Source organism: Reichenbachiella ulvae (genome assembly GCF_025833875.1).
In the GTDB taxonomy this organism is placed as follows: Bacteria; Bacteroidota; Bacteroidia; order Cytophagales; family Cyclobacteriaceae; genus Reichenbachiella; species Reichenbachiella ulvae.
Genome location: NZ_JAOYOD010000001.1, coordinates 2,591,292 through 2,612,744 on the forward strand (window position 1 = coordinate 2,591,292; position 21,453 = coordinate 2,612,744).

Here is a 21,453-nt window from a genome sequence, read left to right on the forward strand (position 1 = left end):
CATGACAAAGAGAAAAGCGCTCATCCCCCTCCTACTCCTCTCGCCTTTTTTGCTATTGATCCTATCTAACCTGTGGATAGAAAGACAGGCAGAAAACAAGACTTTTTCTGACCCTGCTCAGATTCAGGAGAATCGAGTCGGGCTAGTACTGGGCACTTCCAAATATGTGAACAGCGGCAGGATCAACCTTTACTTTCAATATCGAATCAATGCAGCAGTGGCTCTGTACGAAGCGGGCAAAGTCAATTTCATCCTGATCAGCGGAGACAATGGCAGCAAGCGCTACGATGAGCCCACCGATTTCAAAAACGAACTGATCGAAAGAGGTATCCCGGAGGAAAAAATATACCTGGACTATGCCGGCTTCCGAACACTCGACTCTGTCGTTCGCGCCAAGGAGATCTTTGGGCAAAGCAGCATCACAGTGATTTCACAAAAATTCCATAACGAAAGAGCCATCTTTCTGGCCGAACAAAACGGACTATCGGCCGTCGGGTTCAATGCTCGGGACGTGTCCTCCAGCTATGGACTCAAAACTCACCTGAGAGAATATCTGGCACGTACCAGGGCTGTTCTGGATATCTGCCTGGGCGTAGAACCCAAATTTCTCGGAGACAAAATAGAAATTAAGTGAGGGGGAGTACGATTCACTGATCTCCATACGTATTAAAGCAACACGAGAATCGTAACTCACGGATATTAAACAACTTTTTTCAACCAAAAAATCACAAAAACTGAAACTTCAGTTGTATAACTGATTTTTCAGTTGTAAACTTACACTTATGGAACAACTCACCAAGGCTGAAGAAAAGATCATGCGGATCCTTTGGAAGATCAAAAAAGGGTTTGTCAAAGACATCATTTCAGAGATGGAGGATCCGAAACCTCCATACAATACGGTGTCTTCCGTCGTGCGATTATTGAAGGACAAAGGTTTCGTAGATGCCAAGGCTTATGGCCGTACGCATGAGTACTTCCCTCTTGTCTCAAAAAACAAATACCGCAAGTTCAGCTTCATGCAGCTTTTCCAAAACTACTTTGACAACTCGCACGAAGAGCTGTTGAGTTTCATGGTAGAAAACAAAGAGCTCAAGGAGAAGGACGTCCAGGAAATCAAAGAATTACTTAAAAAGATGGATTAATTATGGGATGGTTCATCATACTTATCAAATCTAGCCTTTGTCTCACCATTTGCTTCATATTCTACCTACTGGTGGTGAAGCGGATATCAGACTTTGGATTGAGAAGGTTTTACCTGATGGCTATTCTGATCATCAGCCATACGCTACCCTTTATCCATATCGAAATTCCCTCACGCTATCAGGCCATTGGAGAGCGCCTATTACCACTTCAGGTCAGTGAGGAACAACTCCTCTACCCTATCGCTCGTCAGGTCTATTCCTATCCGCAAGTGAACGATGCGCTGCAAACCTCTTATCTGATCGTCGTGGGCTTACTTACGATATTGACCCTTATCTCTCTGACCCAGATAGTGCGGATGATCTACCAAAACGACAAGACTGATATATCAGGTCAAAGAGTTATATTTCATGGAGGTAAACAAGGACCTTTCTCCTTTTTGAAATGGCTGTTTATGCCAAAGAACATCTCCTACAACGACAAGAGTACCCAGACGATCATCAAGCATGAGCAAGTGCATATCCAACAAAATCATTCTGTGGACATCTTATTCGTGAGACTCTTTCAGATCATTCATTGGTTCAATCCTATCATGTATTTTTTGAAAAGGGAAATAGAACTGAACCTGGAGTTTATAACGGATCGAGAAGTTTGCAAGAGCATTTCTAAAAAAGAATATGTACATCTATTGATGAATTTTCATGTAGCGCGAGGATTTTCCCTGACCGGGCAGTTTGCCGGCAATTCGCTAAAAAACCGAGTGTATCAATTATCCTCCAACTTCTATTTCAAAAAAATATTCATCCCCTTGCTGACCATCGCCTCATTCTTGATCGTCACTTTTAATGTGACGGCCTTTACCTCCTTCTATCTCGAAGCTGAGAGGAAAACTGAGATACAAAAACCTGCTAAATGCAAATGTCCAGATAAGACTGAAGAGGAGGAAAAAGACGAGGGTGTGATCAAATACAAAGACGGAAAATACGGAGCAATCGTAACCAAAGAATAAATTAAATCCTGACATATGAAAGACTTAAAAACCGGCCTAATCGCTCTCGTTGTTGCGGGAGCCCTGGCCATCTCATGCCAAAATCAAAAAAAGACAACCGTATTAAACGGTAGAATTGAGAACCTATCAGAAGGTGATTGCATATTCACCCTTTGGTTCTTCGATATCGACAACGGTGCCAATACCAAATTAAGATTCAGCGCAGATATCGATTCTACTGGTTATTTCAAAATCAAAACAGATGAGATTACCGAACCTACCATAGACGCATGGTTGACCATTGGAAATGAAGTGACCCAATTGGGTATAGCACCAGGAGACAGTCTCTATGTCGAACTGGACGCCAGAGCCTTTGACGAGACCTTGAAGTACTCGGGCATAGGAGCAGCAAAGTGCAATTATAAAGCGACGAAGTTTCTACGGTATGAGGACAGTCAAGAAGGTATCAACTTTAGATACCTAAGTGATCTCGATTCAGAAGCGTTTCTTAGCTCTCTTAACGACCTCTTTGATGACAGATTAGCGCTGCTCGACTCTGTATATGGATCTGCCCAAAAGGACAAATATTACTATGACGAGCGAGATGTCATGCAGGCCGAGAAACTCAATCTAATCGTCGAATATCTCAATCAAAACGAATCTTCTCCATCTGTTGAAGAAGCACTGAATCAAATTGATCTCAACGATCTAGAGGGGCATTTCTATCAAGGCTGGAGTAGAAACATCATAGTTAGATATATAGACAACCGCACTGCAACCATAAGCGACCCCTATGAAAAATACCAGTGGGCGAAAGAGAACCTGGACGAAAGGCACATGACCTATATCAGAAGGGATCGGCTGAAGAACTGGATGATAGCAGACGAATCGGATCGCATCTTCAAAGAGCTAAAAGCCAACCCTAAACCGGAATTAGATTCGGCCAACCTGGCCTTTCACTCGCTAATCGAAGAATATCGTACCCAAACTCCAACTGAACCATTAGAGTTCATAAAATTCGGAGCGGAATACAATGATGCCCCTTTCACCTTAAAGGGCAAGGTGCTGAACACAGGTATAAAAAAGGTCAATATTTACATCAGTGGTCTGGCCTTCAAAGGTCAAGAAACAATTGATGTAAATGAAGAGGGCAACTTCGACTTTTCGTTCAATCCACTTTATACTAGAACCATCACCATTTCAGCGGGTAATCAATTTTCTCAAATGATCGTTTCTCCTGGAGCAGCATTGAGTATAATCATGGATGACCTGTTTTACTATATCGGTCAAGGGGCCAAGGAGAACAAGAGGCTCGCAGAGATGGCTTATTCAAATATCAGATTTGCCCCTAAATATATAACGGGTGAGGAAGTAACATCTATGTCTGAAGACGAAATAAAAAAAGAACTAGATAAGAGGTATGCATCAGCCCAACAAGAACTAAGCAAGTATCTAAAAATGAATCAACTTTCGAAACCATTGGCCATTTACTTGCAAGCCAGTCTAGACATCCAACTGCTGCGGATGAAGGCTCAGGCTGAAATGATGAAGAAATACTTTGTAGCTCCAGAAGAGAAAGAAAAAGTCAATTTCTCAAAAGACTACTTTCAGTTTTTGAATGACCCAGCCTTAATCAATGATACCCTCATGATTACGGGAGAACTGGCACTAACCACTAGTTTAATAAACCAAGTAATGACTGATAAAGGCCTTGATTTCAAAATCGCAGAAGATCCTGCCTACAAGGAGAAATTGGCTATTACCAAATGTCTGGAAAGCATGTCAAACAACGCCTATGAGCAGCTCGATAAAGATTTGGTTTATCTTTCGCAGCATACCGACAAGTCGTGGTTAGTCGAAACCGTAACATCGTATAAAGATCAAAAAATGGCCTATTTCGAGACTTTAGTGATCCCAACCGGTGCGGAACTAACTGCAAATGAGTTATCTTCAGCTGATAGTTTGATGAGTCAGATTGTAGAAAAACACAAAGGAAAAAACATCTATGTAGACATCTGGGCTACATGGTGTGGTCCCTGCAAGGCAGAGTTCGCTTATGCAGAAGATTTCCATAAAGGCCTGGATGAGGAAAAAGTAAGTGTCGTGTACTTGGCTGCAAGAAGTAAAGAAAATAACTGGAAAACCTCCATCGCTGAATACCAATTGAATGGGGATCACTACTTCTTAACCGATGAACAATATGATCAACTGGCCAAAAAATTTGAGCTGCGCGGCTTCCCACAGTACATGATCATCGACTCCAATGGCAAGGTACAGAGCACGAATGCACCTCGACCTTCGGTTCGGTTGACAAGCCTGAATACCGATTTGATCGAGCAACTGAATACGATGTAAGGTCAAGGTGTAACTCATCGAAATCCTTTTTTTCAACCCCTAAATCAACCAAACCCCAAATCCTTAACCTCTCTGCTGGAGTATTAGAATTATTATTACAGTGGAGGGGTTTATATTGTATTTTCCTCATACATGATCTATCTCATTGTTCGGGCTGATTTAGAACATTTCACACTGACACCAGTCAATCTACTTTTGTACGCTTTTCATAAGAAACAATTCAAAATGATCACCTGGAAAGAAGACTACAACACTGGCGTACAAGAGATCGACGAGCAACATCAGGACCTATTCGACTATATCAATCAACTAGATCAATGTATCCGAGACGAAGAATATGAAGGAGCCAGAATAGAGATCATTCTCAATTTCCTACAGATGTTTTGTGCAACCCACTTTTGTCTGGAAGAAGTATGCATGAGACAAAGAGCCTGTCCCGTTCAGGAAAAGAATAAAAAGGCGCACGACAAATTCTTGTCTTTCTATTCTGAGTTTCAGGACAAGTATAGAACTACCAACAATAAAGAATTGCTCATTCGCAAACTAAGAGAAGCGCTGGAAACCTGGCTGGTCAATCACATATTGAAGATTGACATGCACATCAAAAAATGCAACAATGTCAACAAAGCGGTCTATTAGTCTTGATGGACCGTATACTTTTTCAACAGCTTTTCTCGTAACTTCTTAGGTAAATAATCATCAGCCAAAAGCATTCTGAGGAATTCTGGCTCAGCACTTTTAGCGTATAGCAGATAGAACACATCGGCTATGGATAGGCCATTTTTGATCGGTTCGATGAGCTCAAACGTATCGCCGACTTTTACCTCGCCTTCCTCCAACACTCTAAGATACGATCCCGAATAGGTGGTTTGAATAAACTTCTTCAGTATCCCCTGGTCTCCAAACTTCACACCCAGTTTGTAACAGGGCTCGCGAGGCTCAGAAATTTGCACTTTGGCATTTCCCACCTGGTACACTTCGCCTACGATTAGCTTCGTTTCGTCCATTCCCTCGACGGTCAGATTCTCTCCAAACATACCATAGGGCATCTCCAAATCAGGATATTGCGCCTTCCAAAAATCGTAATGATCTGCTGAATAGAGATAGCAAGCTTTATCAACCCCTCCGTGATAGCGACGATCCACTACGGTATCACTATTCACATCTTCCTTACCTAGTTGGATAGCACCCATCGTGGGTACTTTGTATATTCCCGTCATTTCCTCCTTCCCTTTCCAATGGATCAGTTGAGGTTTAGCGAGATTTGTCGATACTATTTTCATACTCCTTCAAGTCTAATGTCGTCTAAGCTAATAACGTCAAAAAATGGATTTTCGTCCATCATGTTCATTCAAACCCTTAAATTTTAACGTTTCAATTCTCTATTTGTTGAAATTCCAATGTTAACTATTCTTCTTTCGAAGATCATGCTACCCGTTCATTGGGCCGCATAGGATCCTGTCTCAGTAAACGACTTGTTACCAGATACAAATTCGGATGATACTCTTTTAGCTTTTTTGGCTGCTCAAAAAACACCTCAATCAATACTGCGAAAAACTCTTGATAATGCACCGCCGCATAGGGACGAAATATGGACTCTAATCCCTGATTGATTTTATTGGATTCTTCCACCGTATAGTGATTGAAAATCTGGATATCCTCCCAGTCAAAATAAGAGTATTCCTCATTTTTGATCATATTTTCTAGTCGTAGGGCATGCGCCATTTCGTGTAGCCCCAGGTTTCGCCCATTGTCGTGATGGACATACCCTTCTACAAAGTCTTTCCAACTCAAGAGAATTCTACCCGCTTTATGCACTTCTCCAGCATTGAACTGTTGCATCCCCTCGGAGAAGTAAAAGTCCGGGTAAACATAGATATCCTTAAAATGTGCAAAATACACTCCTGGCAAACCAAAAGTCAACTGAATCGCAGAAGCAGCTATTAGCACCTTCATCTCAGGTTCTACTTGCAAGAGTTCTCCTGCTGGATAGAAATTCTTCGAGTCTATGAACTTTTGAACTCGCTTCTCGAATAATCGTTTATTCTTGACATTTAAGGTATGATAATAAAGGAATGCCCCTTCCAGTATTTTCTTATACTCTGGGTTCAGATTTCTGATGATCAAATAACGATTGATAGGCTGACGAAAGAGATAGTTCAATACATATCTGGTACCCCTGACCGCACCGACCACTTCCCCTCCAACTATGTAGACCATCATGGCCAATAATGCCAAAAGGATAAATAAAGAAATGAAACTCATTTAAAATCAAATAAGGGTTGGTTTCGAATCAGCCAAAATAACAAATTATCAGTATTCGAGCTGCACCAATTTTCTAGATCGTCGAACATTTCTCCTTTTATCAAAAAGAAAGTTTAAGATTTCTTTGCTAGACCTTATGTTGTAATTGCTCAGTTACACATCTTTACCGTTTGATTATTTACACGAGTACATGGACGCACTTATTTTAGCAGGTATTATTGGGGTTTCACTATTGCTGTTCATTAGTGAGAAGGTTCGTGTAGATGTGGTGGCCCTACTGATCATGAGTGCTTTGATCGCTACTGGCATACTATCTCCGAAAGAGGCCATCCTGGGCTTCAGTAATGCCGCCACCGTCACGGTGCTTTTTATGTTTATGCTAAGTGCCGCTCTTCTCAATACGGGAGCGCTCAATCAATTAGGAGTCTTTTTTGCCAAGACCTTTCAAAGAAATCATACCTTAGGTTTATTTACGATGATGATTTTTGTGGCCATTGTATCTGCATTCATCAACAATACTCCTGTAGTTGCTCTATTCATCCCCATCGTGGTTCAAACCGCCAAGGAAATCAATATTTCTCCTGGCAAATTACTAATCCCCCTCTCTTTCGCATCGATATTCGGAGGTATGTGCACCTTGATAGGTACCTCAACTAACGTGCTAGTGGACGGAATTGCACGTCAAAACGGTTTAGAAGGCTTTGACATGTTTACGCTGGCCCCTGCAGGTGGTACTCTTTTGGTAGTGGGCATGCTTTATATGTTGATTTTTGGCAAAAAACTCTTACCTAATCGTGAAGCCAAAGGAGAGAACAATGGTTACCACTTGAGAGAGTATTTGATGGAAATCGAGCTGTTTGAAGAGGCAAGATCTGTTGGGCAAAAAATTGTGAATGCACCTTTAGTAAAGGAATACGGAATGGATATCCTGGAAGTGATGAGAGGAAAAGAGGTCTTTTCCCTTCCTACCGGAGACTTCATCCTGAAAGCAGGGGATGTACTGAAGGCAAGATGCAATGTAGAAAAACTTAAAAAACTGAAAGATAAGCTTCAGATACGTTTAAATCCAGTTCTGAAAATTAGTGATCATGAATTTACCTCAGATGAAACTTCACTGGTAGAGCTGATCATCACTTCCAACTCAAGATTTGAAGGCAAAACCATGCAGGAGGTTAATTTCCGTCAGCGATACAGAGCCATTCCTCTGGCCATCAAACATCGGGAAGACATTATCCATGAGCGTCTGATGAATACACCACTAAAGGCCGGGGATATTGTATTAGTTGAAATCAAGAACAACCGACTCAACAAACTCAAAGAAGAAGAAAATCAACAAAATCAGCCTTTTCTTTTATTAACTGAGCACCCTAATCACCCCATCAATTGGAAAAACTTCAGTATAGTAATGGCTTGTCTAGCTGGAGTAGTTTTACTGTCTACCTTCAACATTCTACATGTTTTGGGGGGCACGGTGATTGCATCTGCAGTACTTATTTTGACCAAGTGTATCCCCGTTAAAAACATCTATGATGTGATAGACTGGAAGGTGGTTTTTCTTTTGGCAGGTGCTCTTAGCTTAGGTATCGCCATGGAAAAGACGGGTTTGAGCAACATGATAGCAGACAGGGTAATAGGAATTGTAGGGCCGTTCGGACCTATAGCTATTATTTCCAGCCTTTTCTTACTGACTATGCTACTGACAGAAGTGATGTCCAACAATGCCAGCGCAGCATTGCTGGCCCCTATCGCCATAGCAACCGCACACCAGCTAGATGTCAATGCCATGCCTTTTTTAGTAGCCATTACACTCGGTGCTTCTGCCAGCTTCATGACGCCAGTGGGCTATCAAACCAATACGATGATCTATGGTGCCGGTGGTTATAGATTCAGAGACTTTACCAAAGTAGGTCTGGGATTAGGTATCCTTTTCTGGCTGGTAGCGACTCTGGTCATTCCATTCTTTTACGAAATTTAGAATAACTCATAGCCAATACTTTGAAGAGTCTCTAGGAGGCATTAATTTCGCACACCCTAAAATAGTTCGGGATGTGGCTCAGTCCGGTAGAGTACTCGCATGGGGTGCGAGGGGTCGCTGGTTCGAATCCAGTCATCCCGACACAAAAAAAGCCCAGACACTTGTCTGGGCTTTTCTTTTGTAGTTACACTACTTACTTTTCTTGTCAGAGCTCTCAGTTGAGGTCTTCTTTTTATGAGGCCGTCTTACCCCATATGAACCTGCACTGATTTTCCCTTTCTTGGTTTTTTTATCACCTTTTCCCATAAAAATTAGATTTTAGTTCAGGTGAAAATTTAACCATTAATCAAGTTCCTACCAAATCTGAGCTCTTTCTTCCACATCCTTGTACAATACATCCCCTTCTTTGATTTCAAATGCGTCATAAAAAATTTCCAAATTGGAAAGTGGGCCATTTACTCTATGAATGGCAGGTGCATGTGTATCTCTGATCAAAAGCTGCTGTTCTAGTTGAGGCTTATATTTTGATCTCCAAATGGTACCATACGATAGAAAGAAACGCTGCTCAGGAGTCAAACCATCGATAGATTCAGGTCTTCCATTTTTCTCGTATTGCATCATCAAGGCATCAAATGCGATGTTCACACCACCCAGGTCAGCAATATTCTCTCCCAATGTCAATTTCCCATTCACGTTGAGTGTATCCTGCACAGTCAGATTGTTGAATTGCTCTTCCAGTACTTTAGCACGCGCCTCAAATCTGGCTGCATCCTCTGGAGTCCACCAATCCTTTAGCTCTCCGTCTGCATTATATTTTCTACCGGAATCATCAAATCCATGAGTGATCTCGTGTCCGATTACCGAACCAATTCCGCCATAGTTGACAGCATCATCGGCTTTATAATTATAGAATGGAGGTTGTAAAATCCCAGCTGGGAACACAATTTCATTGGCCGGAGGATAGTAGTAGGCGTTCACAATAGATGCTGGCATCAACCATTCATCCTGATCGATAGGCTTACCTATTCGGCCCAGGTTATCATCGTTGGACCACATCGCAGCATTCCAGTGATTTTCCAGATAGCTATCTGGTGCAATATCAATCGAACTATAATCATCCCAGCTATCAGGATAACCAATTTTAACCTTCAGTGCGGTCAGCTTTTTATGCGCTTCTTCTTTTGTTTCTGGTCCCATCCAGTCAAGGCTATCGATTCGAACATGTAGAGCCGCCTTGATGTTATTGACCATCTCCATGCATTTGTCTTTAGCCTCTGGAGGAAAGACTTCATTGACATAAAGCTTGCTCAAGGCATCCCCAAGATCATCATTGGTCGCATTAACGATTCGCTTTAATCTTGGACGCATTTCATCCTGACCAGACAATTTCTTGTTGTAGAATTCAAAAGAGGCTTTCACAAAATCATGGGACAAATGGGAAGCACTAGAACTGATCATTCGTACTTTCAAATAATCTTTGATAGTCTGCATATCAGCAGCAGCCACGATCTCCGGCAGACTCTTCATATACTCCAGCTGATTCACATTGATTTCAGTCGCATTCTTGGCCTGCATATCTTCATAAAAACTCGCCCAATCGATCCAATCACAGACCTCTTGAAATTCAGCCATAGACATTTTGTTGTATGTCAAGTCCGGATCTCTTCTTTCCAATCTGGTCATGGATTTTTCGGCTAGCGCATATTCCAGTCCATACACCGCTTCAGCTTTTTCTCTGGCCACTGCAGAATCCTCCCCTACTAAGGACAGTAGTTTGGTCAAGTATTGCTTGTAAGCTTCGATAATATCCTTGCCGCTTGCGTCCTCTTTGAAATAGTAATCACGATCAGGCAGACCCAATCCTGATTGCACAACACTTAGAAGGTACTGATCAGATTGCTTGTCGTCGATTGATACATATTCACCAAAAAAAGGATTGATGCCGCGTCTGTGCAATTTCACTAACATATCCTGAAGTCCTTCGGCATCCTTAATGGCTTCAATTTGAGTTAGCATTTCTTCTAATGGCTTGGCTCCTTGCTTTTCAATTCCCAAAGAATCCATTCCCGAAGCAAAGTAATTGGCTGCTTTCATCTCGTTGCTATTCGCATCGTAGATTTCACCTTTGCTAGCTTGCTTCAAAACAAATTCCAGTACTTCTTCATTGCTTTCCAGCAATTCGTAAAAACTCCCCCATCCAGATCGGTCAGAAGGAATCTCTGTCGAGTCCAACCAAACGCCATTAGTATAGCGAAAGAAGTTATCGCCAGGATTGGCTTTGGTATCTAAGAAAGACAGATCCAATGCAGGTTCTGATTCCTCAGTATTATCAGTTTCGGGTTTACTACATGATGTTGCCAATATGGATACAGCGGTGAGTGCCCCTAAAAAAATTAAAAAAGGCTTTTTCATAGTTTGTCGTTTGAGATAATTCAGGGTCAAGTAAATCAATTGCTATGAAAAGATAAGTACTTTATCCATGAGTGGTCAATAATTGATTTAGCATTGTCTTCTTTCATGCAATTCTCCTATTATTGTAGCTATGTTAAGTCTTCGCAATATCAAAATGCTCGTACTAGACGTGGATGGCACCATGACAGATGGTAGCATCAACGTGATGGATGATGGGAGCCAATTCAAAAAATTCAGTGCCAAAGACGGATTGGGAATCAAAATGTTGATCCAACAAGGTATCGTAGTAGCGATCATCAGTCACAGCTCTACTGCGGAAGCCATTGAGGCCAGAGCTAAAATGCTAGGCATCAAACATGTGTATGCAGGCCATGAAGAAAAGGATGTGATCCTGGATCAGTGGCTCGAAGACCTAAAAATCCCTTTAGACGAAATAGCTTTTATAGGCGATGACTTAAACGATCTTCCTGTGATGCGTAAAGTAGGTTTTTCGGCTTGTCCGTCAGACTCTTCAAAGGACGTAATCGACTATGTGGATGTCGTACTGGAATCAAAAGGTGGTGATGGTTGCGTACGCGAATTTATAGACAAACATATGGCCGTCACCTACCAAAGAATGGCCCTCTAGTCGCCATGCCCACTGGGCAGTTTGGGCACACATCTTCATCCATTAAATAACACTTTCCTCTCCATCTGTTTATTGGTACCTAACAAGTGCCAAAACCTCTTGCTTTAGAGCATTATTATCCTATTTTTGCACAAAATTGAAATCGCATGAGTGTATTAGTAAATAAGGATTCTAAGATAATAGTACAAGGCTTTACAGGTTCTGAAGGAACATTTCACGCATCACAAATGATCGAATATGGCAGCAATGTCGTAGGAGGTGTTACTCCAGGAAAAGGCGGACAGACGCATTTGGAAAAGCCGGTATTCAACACGGTACAGGAGGCGGTAGACAAAGCCGGCGCTAATGTATCTATCATATTTGTACCACCAGCATTTGCTGCTGACGCCATCATGGAAGCTGCCGACGCTGGCATCAAGGTGATCATCACTATCACAGAAGGTATTCCTGTGAAGGACATGATCGCAGTAAAAGAATACATCTCTGACAAAGACTTGACTTTGATCGGACCTAACTGCCCTGGTGTCATCACTCCAGGAGAAGCAAAAGTAGGTATCATGCCAGGTTTCGTATTCAAACCAGGTAAAATTGGTATCGTATCTAAATCAGGTACCTTGACTTACGAAGCAGCCGATCAAGTAGTAAAAGCTGAACTAGGAATCTCTACAGCTATCGGTATCGGTGGTGATCCTATCATCGGAACTTCTACTAAAAAAGCGGTAGAAATGCTGATGAACGACCCTGATACTGATGCGATCGTTATGATCGGTGAGATCGGTGGTAACTACGAAGCTGAAGCGGCTAGATGGATCAAAGAACAAGGCAATCCAAAGCCTGTAGTAGGATTCATCGCCGGACAAACTGCTCCTAAAGGTAAAAGAATGGGGCACGCTGGTGCGATCATAGGTGGTGCTGACGATACAGCAGAAGCTAAAATGAAAATCATGGCTGAATGTGGACTTCACGTGGTTAAATCTCCAGCTGACATTGGAGAAACCATCGCTAAAGCCATTGGTGCATAAGCCTTAGAAATATCACAATATTCGAAAGCCTCTGATTGAAATCAATCAGAGGCTTTTCTTTTTTTATCCTATTAAATTCCTGAAATTACTAGAATCGGAAATCAACAAACCCGAACCATAACAGCATGATGAGACATTACCCATTAAAGAATGGCGATCAATTTCCAGCACTTGGCCTTGGAACCTGGAAATCAGAGAAAGGTGAAGCCTATGACGCAATACGTGAAGCCATACGTCTGGGGTATCGACATTTTGATTGTGCCTATATCTACAACAATCAGAAAGAAATAGGACAAGCGCTGGCCGATGCGATGAAGGCAGGAGAAGTCACCAGAAAAGAACTTTGGATCACATCCAAACTCTGGAACACCCATCACCGTGCAGAGGATGTAATCGTGGAGCTGAAGCACACACTGGCTTCACTTCAACTTCAGCACTTAGACTTATACCTGATTCACTGGCCAGTCGCGCAAAAAAAGGGCGTCTTATTCCCCAAATCCAAAGATGATCTGATTGATTTGAGTCAGCTGACTCTGGAAGAAACCTGGGGTGGCATGGAAGAATGTGTACTTGCAGGTTTGACCAAACACATTGGCGTTTCCAATTTCAGCAAGAAGAAAATCAAAGGCATTCAGAAAGTAGCTAAAATCCCTGTTGAGTTCAATCAAATAGAAGTCCACCCCTATCTACAACAAAATGAACTGCTCAAATTTTGTCAAAAGGAAAATATCATCGTGACAGCCTATGCCCCCTTAGGCCCACCAGAACGAGCGAGCCTATACCAAAACCATGAGAAGCCCTTTCTTGCTGAAAATCCAGTCATACATGAAATAGCAAAGACTCATCAATGCTCCTTCGCCCAGGTTTTGCTGGCATGGGGAATCCAGCGAGGCACCTCCGTCATTCCAAAATCTTCCAATCCCGTAAGATTAAAGGAGAATCTAAATGCTGCACAAATATCCCTCAGCGAAGAGGAAATGAACCAAATCAACGCACTGGATAGTGGGTACCGCTACGAAAGTGGCAAATGGATCACACTACCTAACTCCAGCTACACCTATGAGAATTTGTGGGATGAATGATTATTTTTTGGATCAAATAATATATTAGTCCATCATTCACTAAATTGCCTTCGATCAATATTCCAATCATCAAATTTAGATTATGAGAAATTTATTAAACCTTTTATCTGTAGTGCTTCTTTCCCTGACAGTGATCAGCTGTGGTGGTAAAAAATCTGGTGAAGAAAGCCAGGTAACGACTGCCAATGTAAAAGAAGTGGTAGAAAGAGAATTTGACTATCCAATCCCAACTTCATTTGAGGTGACTTCTCTTTTACAGGATGCAGATGCTGCTTATGTATTGAATATTACTAATCCAGTAGAGAATGTAGACAAGTACGAAACGCAAAGATCCAAAGCCTTGAATCTAGGTATCTATGGAGCAGATTTGAGCTACGCCAGTACTTACAACATGCACGAAGAAACGCTGGCAATCCTTGAGGCTTCTAAAAAACTGATTGATGGTCTGGATGTACCAGGAGTATTCAACGAGAAAATGCTGAAAAGAGTAAATGAAAACCTGGACAACCAGGATTCTCTTATTTTGATCATCACAGAGTCTTTCTACAACACCTACGAGAAACTGAACCAGACAGGTCAGGAGAAAATCTCATTTTTGGTGGTAGCAGCTAGCTGGATTGAGGGACTTTATATCACTACCCAATTGGCTATCTCCAGTAATTATGACAAGCGACTGATGGCGATTGTGGCAGAGCAAAAAACTGCAGCTAATATTTTAGCAGAAACTGCTGCTAAATATCAGGATGATGAAGATGTAAACGCCGTTGCGCCGTTGATCAACTTCATGAAATTGACCTATGAAGGAGTCGATCCTGCAGTTGGCATCACTGAAGGACAGTTGGACGACATTATGGACAATGTATCCATGACAAGAAACAAAATCACAGGATAATTTCATTATCCCCTATAAGAAGGCATATTGTTCCGACAATATGCCTTTTTTTATGTCTACTTTCGCGTTACAATCCAGAACAGGAAATTGCATTTTTTCAACTTATCACTTAGAATTTCTGAATATTAATAGTATTATTCGGGATCAATAGGAGAAGTAAATACAAAGTCTACGACATAGCATGAGTGAATCAATTATCAATGCCTTGATGCGCCTTTTTGCCATCATCGAAAGTGTAAAAGATGAAGTCGTAGACTCGGGCCAGATGATCGTAAAGCCCTATCTCGAAGAGCAGCTCAATCAGGAACTATCCGAACAATATCTCAATCTCTTTCAAGACTATGTGGAATTCTATCGCAGGGAAGCGTCATCAGCTACTCCAGAGATAGAAAATGAAACCAAAAACATCATTCAGGTCACCAAGATCTGCCAACAACTGAACAAAGAACTGCTGCAGCATGAACGCGTACTGGTGTTCATAGAACTGGTAGAACTGATCAATACTGACAAGAAAGTCTCTACTCGCGAAAACGATTTCATGCAACTCGTCGCGCTCAATTTCAACCTTCCCAAGCAAGAGACAGATGACATTTGCTCCTTCATCCTGGATCAGGACATCAAAAATGTCCATAAGGGCAATGGCATGATCATCGACAACAAGGTGACAGAGTGGCCTAAGGAAATTGCCTGGATGATGAAGCGAAAAACCGAACCAGGTATTACCGACTTCAGACACATTCAGGTAGAAAACCTCTTCGGCACCATTGTGATTCTATACATCGAAAGCGTCAAGATGTTCGTCTTTCGATACAACGGTCCTTTGAGCCTCTTCCTTGAAGGTAAGAAGATTCAAAATAATAAGATCTACATCCTGAAGCCTGGTGCCATCATCAAAGGCAGTACGATTAAACCGATCTATGAATCCAAGATCAGTAAAAAATTTCAACTGGATGTCCGTAAAACGAAGCTGGTATTGCAGGCCGATGAAATGGCCTACAATTTCAAAAACAGTGACAATGGCATCAAGCCCTTCAGCTTCGGTGAGGAGTCTGGCCAGCTGATTGGTATCATGGGGGGCAGTGGTACTGGCAAGTCCACTCTGATGAACCTGCTGAACGGAAAACTGGAACCGATATCTGGCGAAGTAAAAATCAACGGCTATAGTGTCCCTAGATGTGTCAAGGAAGGGGTGATTGGTTATGTACCTCAGGACGACTTACTCTTTGAAGAGCTGACTGTTTACGAAAACCTCTATTTCAACGCCAAACTGTGTTTTGGTGATCTGCCTGAAGGACGCATCAAGCATGAGGTCAATAAGGTTCTGGAAGACCTGGACATAGAAGAGATTCAGCATCTGAAAGTCGGTGACCCACTGAACAAAACCATCAGTGGAGGGCAAAGAAAGCGACTTAATATTGCCCTTGAGTTGCTCCGAGAGCCCTCTGTTCTATTCATAGATGAGCCAACCTCAGGTTTGTCATCCATGGATTCAGAAAAAGTGATGCACTTGCTAAAGGAGCAAGCTAGAAATGGCAAACTGGTTTTTGCAATCATTCACCAACCTTCGTCAGACATTTATAAGTTGTTTGACAAAATGTGGATTCTAGACAAGGGTGGATACCCCATTTATACGGGCAACCCTATAGATGCAGTCGTCTATTTCAAAACCATGAACACCCAGGTCAATGCCGCTGAAAGTGAATGCAGGACCTGTGGGAATGTAGATCCGGAACAAATCCTGCACATCATCGAAACCAAAGAAATCGATGAAAAAGGCCATGCGACTAAGCATCGCAAAACCTCACCAGAAGAATGGTATCAGAAGTATAAGGAGAACATCATGTCCAAAATCTCCAAGATTAAATATGAAACGGCGCTTCCTCCTTCCAACTTCTCTATTCCGAGCCTATTCGAGCAGTCCTCGATTTACTTGAAAAGAATTTTACTATCCAAAAGAAGTAATGTCCAGTACATACTGCTCAATATTCTGGAGCCTCCGCTTTTGGCCTTGATTCTGGGATTCTTGGCCAAGTATTCGGAGACTGATCAATACATTTTTAGTGACAACAAAAACATACCGATCTACCTTTTCATGACGATCGTGGTTTCCCTCTTCACGGGGCTTACCGTCAGCGCTGAGGAGATATTTAAAGATCGAAAAATACTGGAAAGGGAATCCTTCCTGAACTTGAGCCGCTTCAGCTATTTGAATTCGAAGATCATTTATCTCTTTGGTCTCTCCGCAGCTCAGGTGCTGATATTCACGCTATTTGGCAATTACCTTTTGGAGATCAAAGGCTTGAATTGGCACTATTGGCTTGTGCTTTTCTCCACGGCTTGCTTTGCCAACATGGTAGGGTTAAACATCTCCTCAGGATTCAATTCCATCGTTACGATTTACATCCTTATCCCATTGATTTTAGTTCCTCAACTCTTGCTGGGTGGAGCCATGATTAAATTCGACGACTTGAATTACAGTGTGGGGGACAAGAAAAACGTGCCCTTCATCGGAGACCTGATGGTATCTCGCTGGGCCTATGAAGCACTGGCTGTGACCCAGGCCTCCGAAAACAAGTATCGCCAGCACTTCTTCGAGTATGACAAGAAAATGAGTGACGCCAGTTATACTTTCGCCTACCTGATCCCCGACCTGTCAGGAAAGCTACGCAATGCCTACCGTTCAGCTGTCAATCAAGACCACAACCAACGAGCGATTTATGAATTAAAAATATGTCGCAATGAGATCCGCAAACTTCAAGAAGTAGACAACAACTCCAAATTCAGCAGGTTGGATGATCTTTATTTTGAGCAATTGGACTCTGCCCTGTTCGAACAAGGCTCCAAATACCTACGCGAGCTCAGAGACAAGTACAAAGAGGAAAAGCAGAGAGTAGCTGCCCAAAGAGACTCTGTCTACCGAACACTCGTAAAAGAAATAGGTAAAGACGGTCTGGTCGAGCTCAAACGCAACTATCACAATGATGCCTTGCACGCACTGGTCCTAAACCGAGACGAAATCAACAAAGTATATGAAGGCGAGGACGAACTGATCAGAAAGAAAGACCCGCTGTACCTGACCCCAGATTCTAAATTTGGCAATGCCCAATTTTATGCAGCAGAAAAGATAGTGGGCAATTGGAAAATCCCCACTTTCTATTTCAACTTGATTGTGATCTGGCTCATGACCATCATCGCCTACATGACCTTATACTACGATACGTTGAGAAAAGTACTAAAATGGTTTGGTAGCAAGCTATCCAAACCATAATACTATTTCTTATTGTAAGCGAGCCCCAACTCCAAACCGCGCAATTCGGCAAGTCCTTTCATTCTACCAATTCCAGTATATCCCGGATAGGTATCCTTATTCAGATCATCCATCATTTGGAATCCATGATCGGGACGCATTGGAAGACGAACTTGGCGCTGCTTCATCAGATCTAGTAAGCGACTGACCACTTCGACCATGTCTGTATCACCATTGAGATGCTCTCCTTCTTCGAAATTCCCCTCCTCATCTCTCACGGTATTGCGGAGATGTACGAAATGAATCCGGTCACCATAGCGACTGATCATGCCGGGTATATCATTGTCGGCTCTGGCCCCAAAGGATCCTGTACAAAAGCACAATCCATTAGCCGACTCTGGAGAGAAAGACAAAATATCTTTTACATCATCTTCAGTACTCACAATTCTTGGCAGACCTAAAACCGAATAAGGCGGGTCATCTGGATGGATCGCCAACTGCACTCCGCTAGACTCGGCCACTGGCGAAACTTCCTGCAAGAAATGAAGAAGGTGCTCTTTCAATTTTTTCGCATCTATATCCACATAAGCCTTCAATGCCTCCAATATTCCTTCAGGTGTGAATGCCTCCTTACTCCCTGGCAAGCCCAATAGAATGTTGCGAAACAATTGGTCACGTTGCTCTTGAGGCATTTCATCATACTTCTTTTGGGCACGCACCTTGTCCTCGTCACTATAGGCCTTTTCCGACCCAGGTCGCTGCAACAGCAGCCAATCTGCAATCACAAAGTCCAACCATTCGAAACGAAGCGTCTTGGTACCATCGGGGCGAACATGAAAAGGATCAGTCCTCAACCAGTCCAGAATCGGCATAAAGTTGTAAGTCACTACCTTGATCCCACATTCTGCCAGATTCTTCAAGCTTTCCTTATAGTTTTCGATGTGCAGCGCACAATCTTCGGACTGGGTTTTAATCGCTTCGCTCACTGGCAAGCTTTCTACCACAGTCCACTTCAGTCCTTCCGCTTCGATCATGGCTTTACGCTCATTGATCGCTTCTACAGTCCATACATCCCCTACGGGTATCTGGTGCAGGGCGGTAACCACCCCACTACAACCAGACTGTAATATATCTCTGAGGCTGACCGTATCGTCAGGGCCATACCACCTCATCATTTGCTGCATTATATACTTTGTTTCCATTACCACTGTGGTCTAATCCCCGGTGCAAGGGGAAATCTTAAATTTTTATAATAATCCAATGTGCCCTTGGGCTTTTCGATTCCATCAGGAAAGGCTCTCTCCGAAAATGTCTGGAAATAAAGCAAACTAGAATCCTTCCACCAAATGGCTTCCTTTTCTTGAATATTCAGCAACATACGTACATGTTCAAAACGTCCATCATCAACCTTTCCTTCCAGAGTCGCCCATTGAGATTTAAAATCCCGAACCTGATTTACACCTTGCTGGTAGCGAAGCGCCAATTCATCCCAAAGAATGTTGCCAGATTGCATCTGATAGTCCCAGGAGACATGATGAAACCAAAGCAAATACTTCTCTGGGCAGGTTTTCAGACTTGAAAATCTCTTTGCTACAGATTTATTATACTGACCTATTGCGTTACTTCCACTTTCCGTTCGATCAAACCCAATTCCTTCTTTGTCGGCTCTGTGGTAATAAACCGGGTTCCATTCGGGACGCCCCAAATTGCTAACCCACGGCCCGGGACCGTAGTGATGACCAGTCGCCATCAGATGATGCAATCCTAAGGGAGTCATATAGTTGACCGCTGCTTCCCGTGATTCCATCATGATACTTTTTATGGTCTCCTCTACCTTCTTATCTGCCCCAAAGGTCATTTTAACCCACTCGTCGGCAATTTGCTGAGCACTGATATCTGGATCCCAGGCGAGACGACCAAAGGCATACCAGTTGGATTGACCAAACAAGTGCCCCGTCCAATTTCGATCCGTACCAATATTGGCTACACCCGCCATCAATGTATGTTTTTGTTGGTAAGCACTCCCGTCGATCACATCACTCACCAATGAGTTCTTATTTTTGATACCCGTATCTGAATCCAAACATTCTTTGTAGTAAGGCCCCATAAAAACCAACTGAGTAGCCTGGCCTAAGTACTCTTGTGTGATCTGAAACTCCATCGCCAGATTGGTCTTATTCATCGCGCCAAAAAGTGGATGAAATGGCTCTCTGGGTTGAAAATCAATGGCCCCATTCTTCACCTGTATCAGCACATTATCTTCAAACTGACCATCCAATGGAACGAATTGATCATTGGCCTGCTTGTGACGATCCTCTGGGTTTTCTTCACTATAGACGAAAGCTCGCCAAATCACCTTACCGCCATGAGGAGCCAGGGCTTTGGCCATCATATTGGCTCCATCTGCGTGATTGCGACCATAGTCATGTGGTCCAGGTTGGCCCTCTGAATTGGCCTTGACCAGGAAACCTCCAAAGTCTGGTACATACTCATAGATTTCATCCACTTTTTCCTTCCACCAATTGGCTACTGCAGGATCTAAAGGGTCAGCAGTTTTCAATCCTCCAATCTGGACTGGCGCACTGAAACGAGCAGTTAAATACATTTTGATTCCATAGGGTCTGAATACATCAGCCAGTGCCTTTACCTTTTCGAGGTACATCGGCGTTAGTATCAGCGCATTAGAATTGACATTGATAGGGACAGTTGCATTGATTCCCAGAGAAGCATTGGCTCGGGCATATTCAGCATAGATCGGATCCAGATAGTCCGGCAACCTATGCCAATCCCAAATAGCAAAACCGGCATAGCCACGCTCAGAGGTACGATCCAAATTGTCCCAGTGATTCAACATACGTGTTTCCACCTTAGGGACGGACACTATGTCCAAATCATTGATGGATTGTCTAGTTTGTAAGCGTCTTAAGAAATGAAAAGTCCCATAATAAAGTCCAAGGGGAGTATTTGCTGTGAGAAGGATTTGATTTTGTTCATTGCTACGGATCAAATACCCCTCCTCTCCAAGACTTGAAAGGGTCTCTTTAGAAATATCCGACCTACTGACCCGAGTGTGATCTGATAGGACAACTAACAAAGAAGCTTCCTCCGTTTGACTTTCAGCTATCTCCGATAACAACATTTTTTCGAGTCCTAATCCTAACTCCTCTCTTATCAAATCGAAAGTTGCACCTTCACCTGGCACATTAAAATTCTGGATTTGAGATATATAGTCAGCTCTCAAGGCTTCCTCCTCCACTGGATCATACCTCAACCAAAGCTGATGACCATCATCGGCCAATAATTGTCCCATCATTAAGAAGAACAAAACTGCTAAACCTATCTTTTTCATAATCAACGCATTTTCTTTCAAGTTCTATACTAAATTGGTACCCAACTGAACCCAAATCAGTAAGACAAAAAAAAAGTAACACAACAAGAAACGCAATC

The 21,453-nt window shown here is 42.6% G+C and carries 17 protein-coding genes and 1 tRNA gene; 12 read left to right on the top strand and 6 right to left on the bottom strand.

What is annotated here, in order from left to right; translation table 11 throughout:
- Position 1 precedes the first annotated feature (1 nt).
- The 5 genes from N7U62_RS10260 to N7U62_RS10280 all read left to right on the top strand — a co-directional run bounded on the left by N7U62_RS10260 (position 2) and on the right by N7U62_RS10280 (position 5,122).
- A complete protein-coding gene (locus N7U62_RS10260; protein ID WP_264137875.1) occupies positions 2–634 on the top strand; it encodes a SanA/YdcF family protein in 633 nt (210 codons plus the stop codon).
- 148 nt (positions 635–782) lie between these two features.
- A complete protein-coding gene (locus tag N7U62_RS10265; protein ID WP_264137876.1) occupies positions 783–1,142 on the top strand; it encodes a BlaI/MecI/CopY family transcriptional regulator in 360 nt (119 codons plus the stop codon).
- 2 nt (positions 1,143–1,144) lie between these two features.
- Positions 1,145–2,149 carry a M56 family metallopeptidase gene (locus tag N7U62_RS10270; RefSeq protein WP_264137877.1) on the top strand — a complete coding sequence of 335 codons (1,005 nt, stop codon included), beginning with the start codon at positions 1,145–1,147 and terminating at the stop codon, positions 2,147–2,149.
- Positions 2,150–2,164: 15 nt separating this feature from the next.
- A complete protein-coding gene (locus N7U62_RS10275; protein ID WP_264137878.1) occupies positions 2,165–4,483 on the top strand; it encodes a TlpA family protein disulfide reductase in 2,319 nt (772 codons plus the stop codon).
- Between the two features lie 225 nt (positions 4,484–4,708).
- Positions 4,709–5,122, top strand: a complete 414-nt coding sequence (locus N7U62_RS10280) for a bacteriohemerythrin (RefSeq protein ID WP_264137879.1) — start codon at positions 4,709–4,711, stop codon at positions 5,120–5,122.
- Here N7U62_RS10280 and N7U62_RS10285 read toward each other — a convergent pair.
- Positions 5,119–5,766 (bottom strand): MOSC domain-containing protein, encoded by a 648-nt coding sequence (locus tag N7U62_RS10285; RefSeq protein WP_264137880.1) that lies wholly within the window; start codon positions 5,764–5,766, stop codon positions 5,119–5,121. The genes N7U62_RS10280 and N7U62_RS10285 overlap by 4 nt on opposite strands.
- A 142-nt stretch (positions 5,767–5,908) precedes the next feature.
- Positions 5,909–6,748 carry a zinc-dependent peptidase gene (locus tag N7U62_RS10290; RefSeq protein WP_264137881.1) on the bottom strand — a complete coding sequence of 280 codons (840 nt, stop codon included), beginning with the start codon at positions 6,746–6,748 and terminating at the stop codon, positions 5,909–5,911.
- 190 nt (positions 6,749–6,938) lie between these two features.
- On the opposite strand from N7U62_RS10290, the gene N7U62_RS10295 reads away from it, so the two are divergent.
- On the top strand, positions 6,939–8,723 hold the full coding sequence (locus tag N7U62_RS10295) for an SLC13 family permease (protein ID WP_264137882.1): 1,785 nt from the start codon (positions 6,939–6,941) through the stop codon (positions 8,721–8,723).
- 67 nt (positions 8,724–8,790) lie between these two features.
- Positions 8,791–8,864: transfer RNA gene (locus N7U62_RS10300), tRNA-Pro, on the top strand.
- Positions 8,865–8,912: 48 nt separating this feature from the next.
- On the opposite strand, the gene N7U62_RS10305 is transcribed toward N7U62_RS10300, so the two are convergent.
- Both N7U62_RS10305 and N7U62_RS10310 read right to left on the bottom strand, forming a co-directional pair.
- On the bottom strand, positions 8,913–9,029 hold the full coding sequence (locus N7U62_RS10305) for a 30S ribosomal protein THX (RefSeq protein WP_264137883.1): 117 nt from the start codon (positions 9,027–9,029) through the stop codon (positions 8,913–8,915).
- Between the two features lie 48 nt (positions 9,030–9,077).
- Positions 9,078–11,135: a M13 family metallopeptidase gene (locus N7U62_RS10310; protein ID WP_264137884.1), complete on the bottom strand. Its 2,058-nt coding sequence runs from the start codon at positions 11,133–11,135 to the stop codon at positions 9,078–9,080.
- 130 nt (positions 11,136–11,265) lie between these two features.
- Between N7U62_RS10310 and N7U62_RS10315 the strand changes: the two genes are divergently transcribed.
- The 5 genes from N7U62_RS10315 to N7U62_RS10335 all read left to right on the top strand — a co-directional run bounded on the left by N7U62_RS10315 (position 11,266) and on the right by N7U62_RS10335 (position 18,027).
- The gene (locus tag N7U62_RS10315) at positions 11,266–11,763 is read left to right on the top strand and encodes a KdsC family phosphatase (RefSeq protein ID WP_264137885.1); all 498 of its coding nucleotides are present in this window, start codon (positions 11,266–11,268) and stop codon (positions 11,761–11,763) included.
- A gap of 146 nt (positions 11,764–11,909) precedes the next feature.
- On the top strand, positions 11,910–12,785 hold the full coding sequence (gene sucD, locus N7U62_RS10320) for a succinate--CoA ligase subunit alpha (protein WP_264137886.1): 876 nt from the start codon (positions 11,910–11,912) through the stop codon (positions 12,783–12,785).
- A gap of 125 nt (positions 12,786–12,910) precedes the next feature.
- Complete coding sequence (locus tag N7U62_RS10325) at positions 12,911–13,867, top strand: aldo/keto reductase (protein ID WP_264137887.1); 957 nt, start codon at positions 12,911–12,913, stop codon at positions 13,865–13,867.
- 82 nt (positions 13,868–13,949) lie between these two features.
- Positions 13,950–14,759: a hypothetical protein gene (locus N7U62_RS10330; protein ID WP_264137888.1), complete on the top strand. Its 810-nt coding sequence runs from the start codon at positions 13,950–13,952 to the stop codon at positions 14,757–14,759.
- Between the two features lie 181 nt (positions 14,760–14,940).
- Entirely contained in the window at positions 14,941–18,027 is a 3,087-nt protein-coding gene (locus N7U62_RS10335) for an ATP-binding cassette domain-containing protein (RefSeq protein ID WP_264137889.1), read from the top strand.
- 2 nt (positions 18,028–18,029) lie between these two features.
- On the opposite strand, the gene uxuA is transcribed toward N7U62_RS10335, so the two are convergent.
- On the bottom strand, positions 18,030–19,208 hold the full coding sequence (uxuA, locus tag N7U62_RS10340) for a mannonate dehydratase (RefSeq protein ID WP_264137890.1): 1,179 nt from the start codon (positions 19,206–19,208) through the stop codon (positions 18,030–18,032).
- Complete coding sequence (locus tag N7U62_RS10345; protein WP_264137891.1) at positions 19,208–21,355, bottom strand: alpha-glucuronidase family glycosyl hydrolase; 2,148 nt, start codon at positions 21,353–21,355, stop codon at positions 19,208–19,210. Before N7U62_RS10345 ends, uxuA begins: the two co-directional genes overlap by 1 nt.
- Between the last annotated feature and the right edge of the window lie 98 nt (positions 21,356–21,453).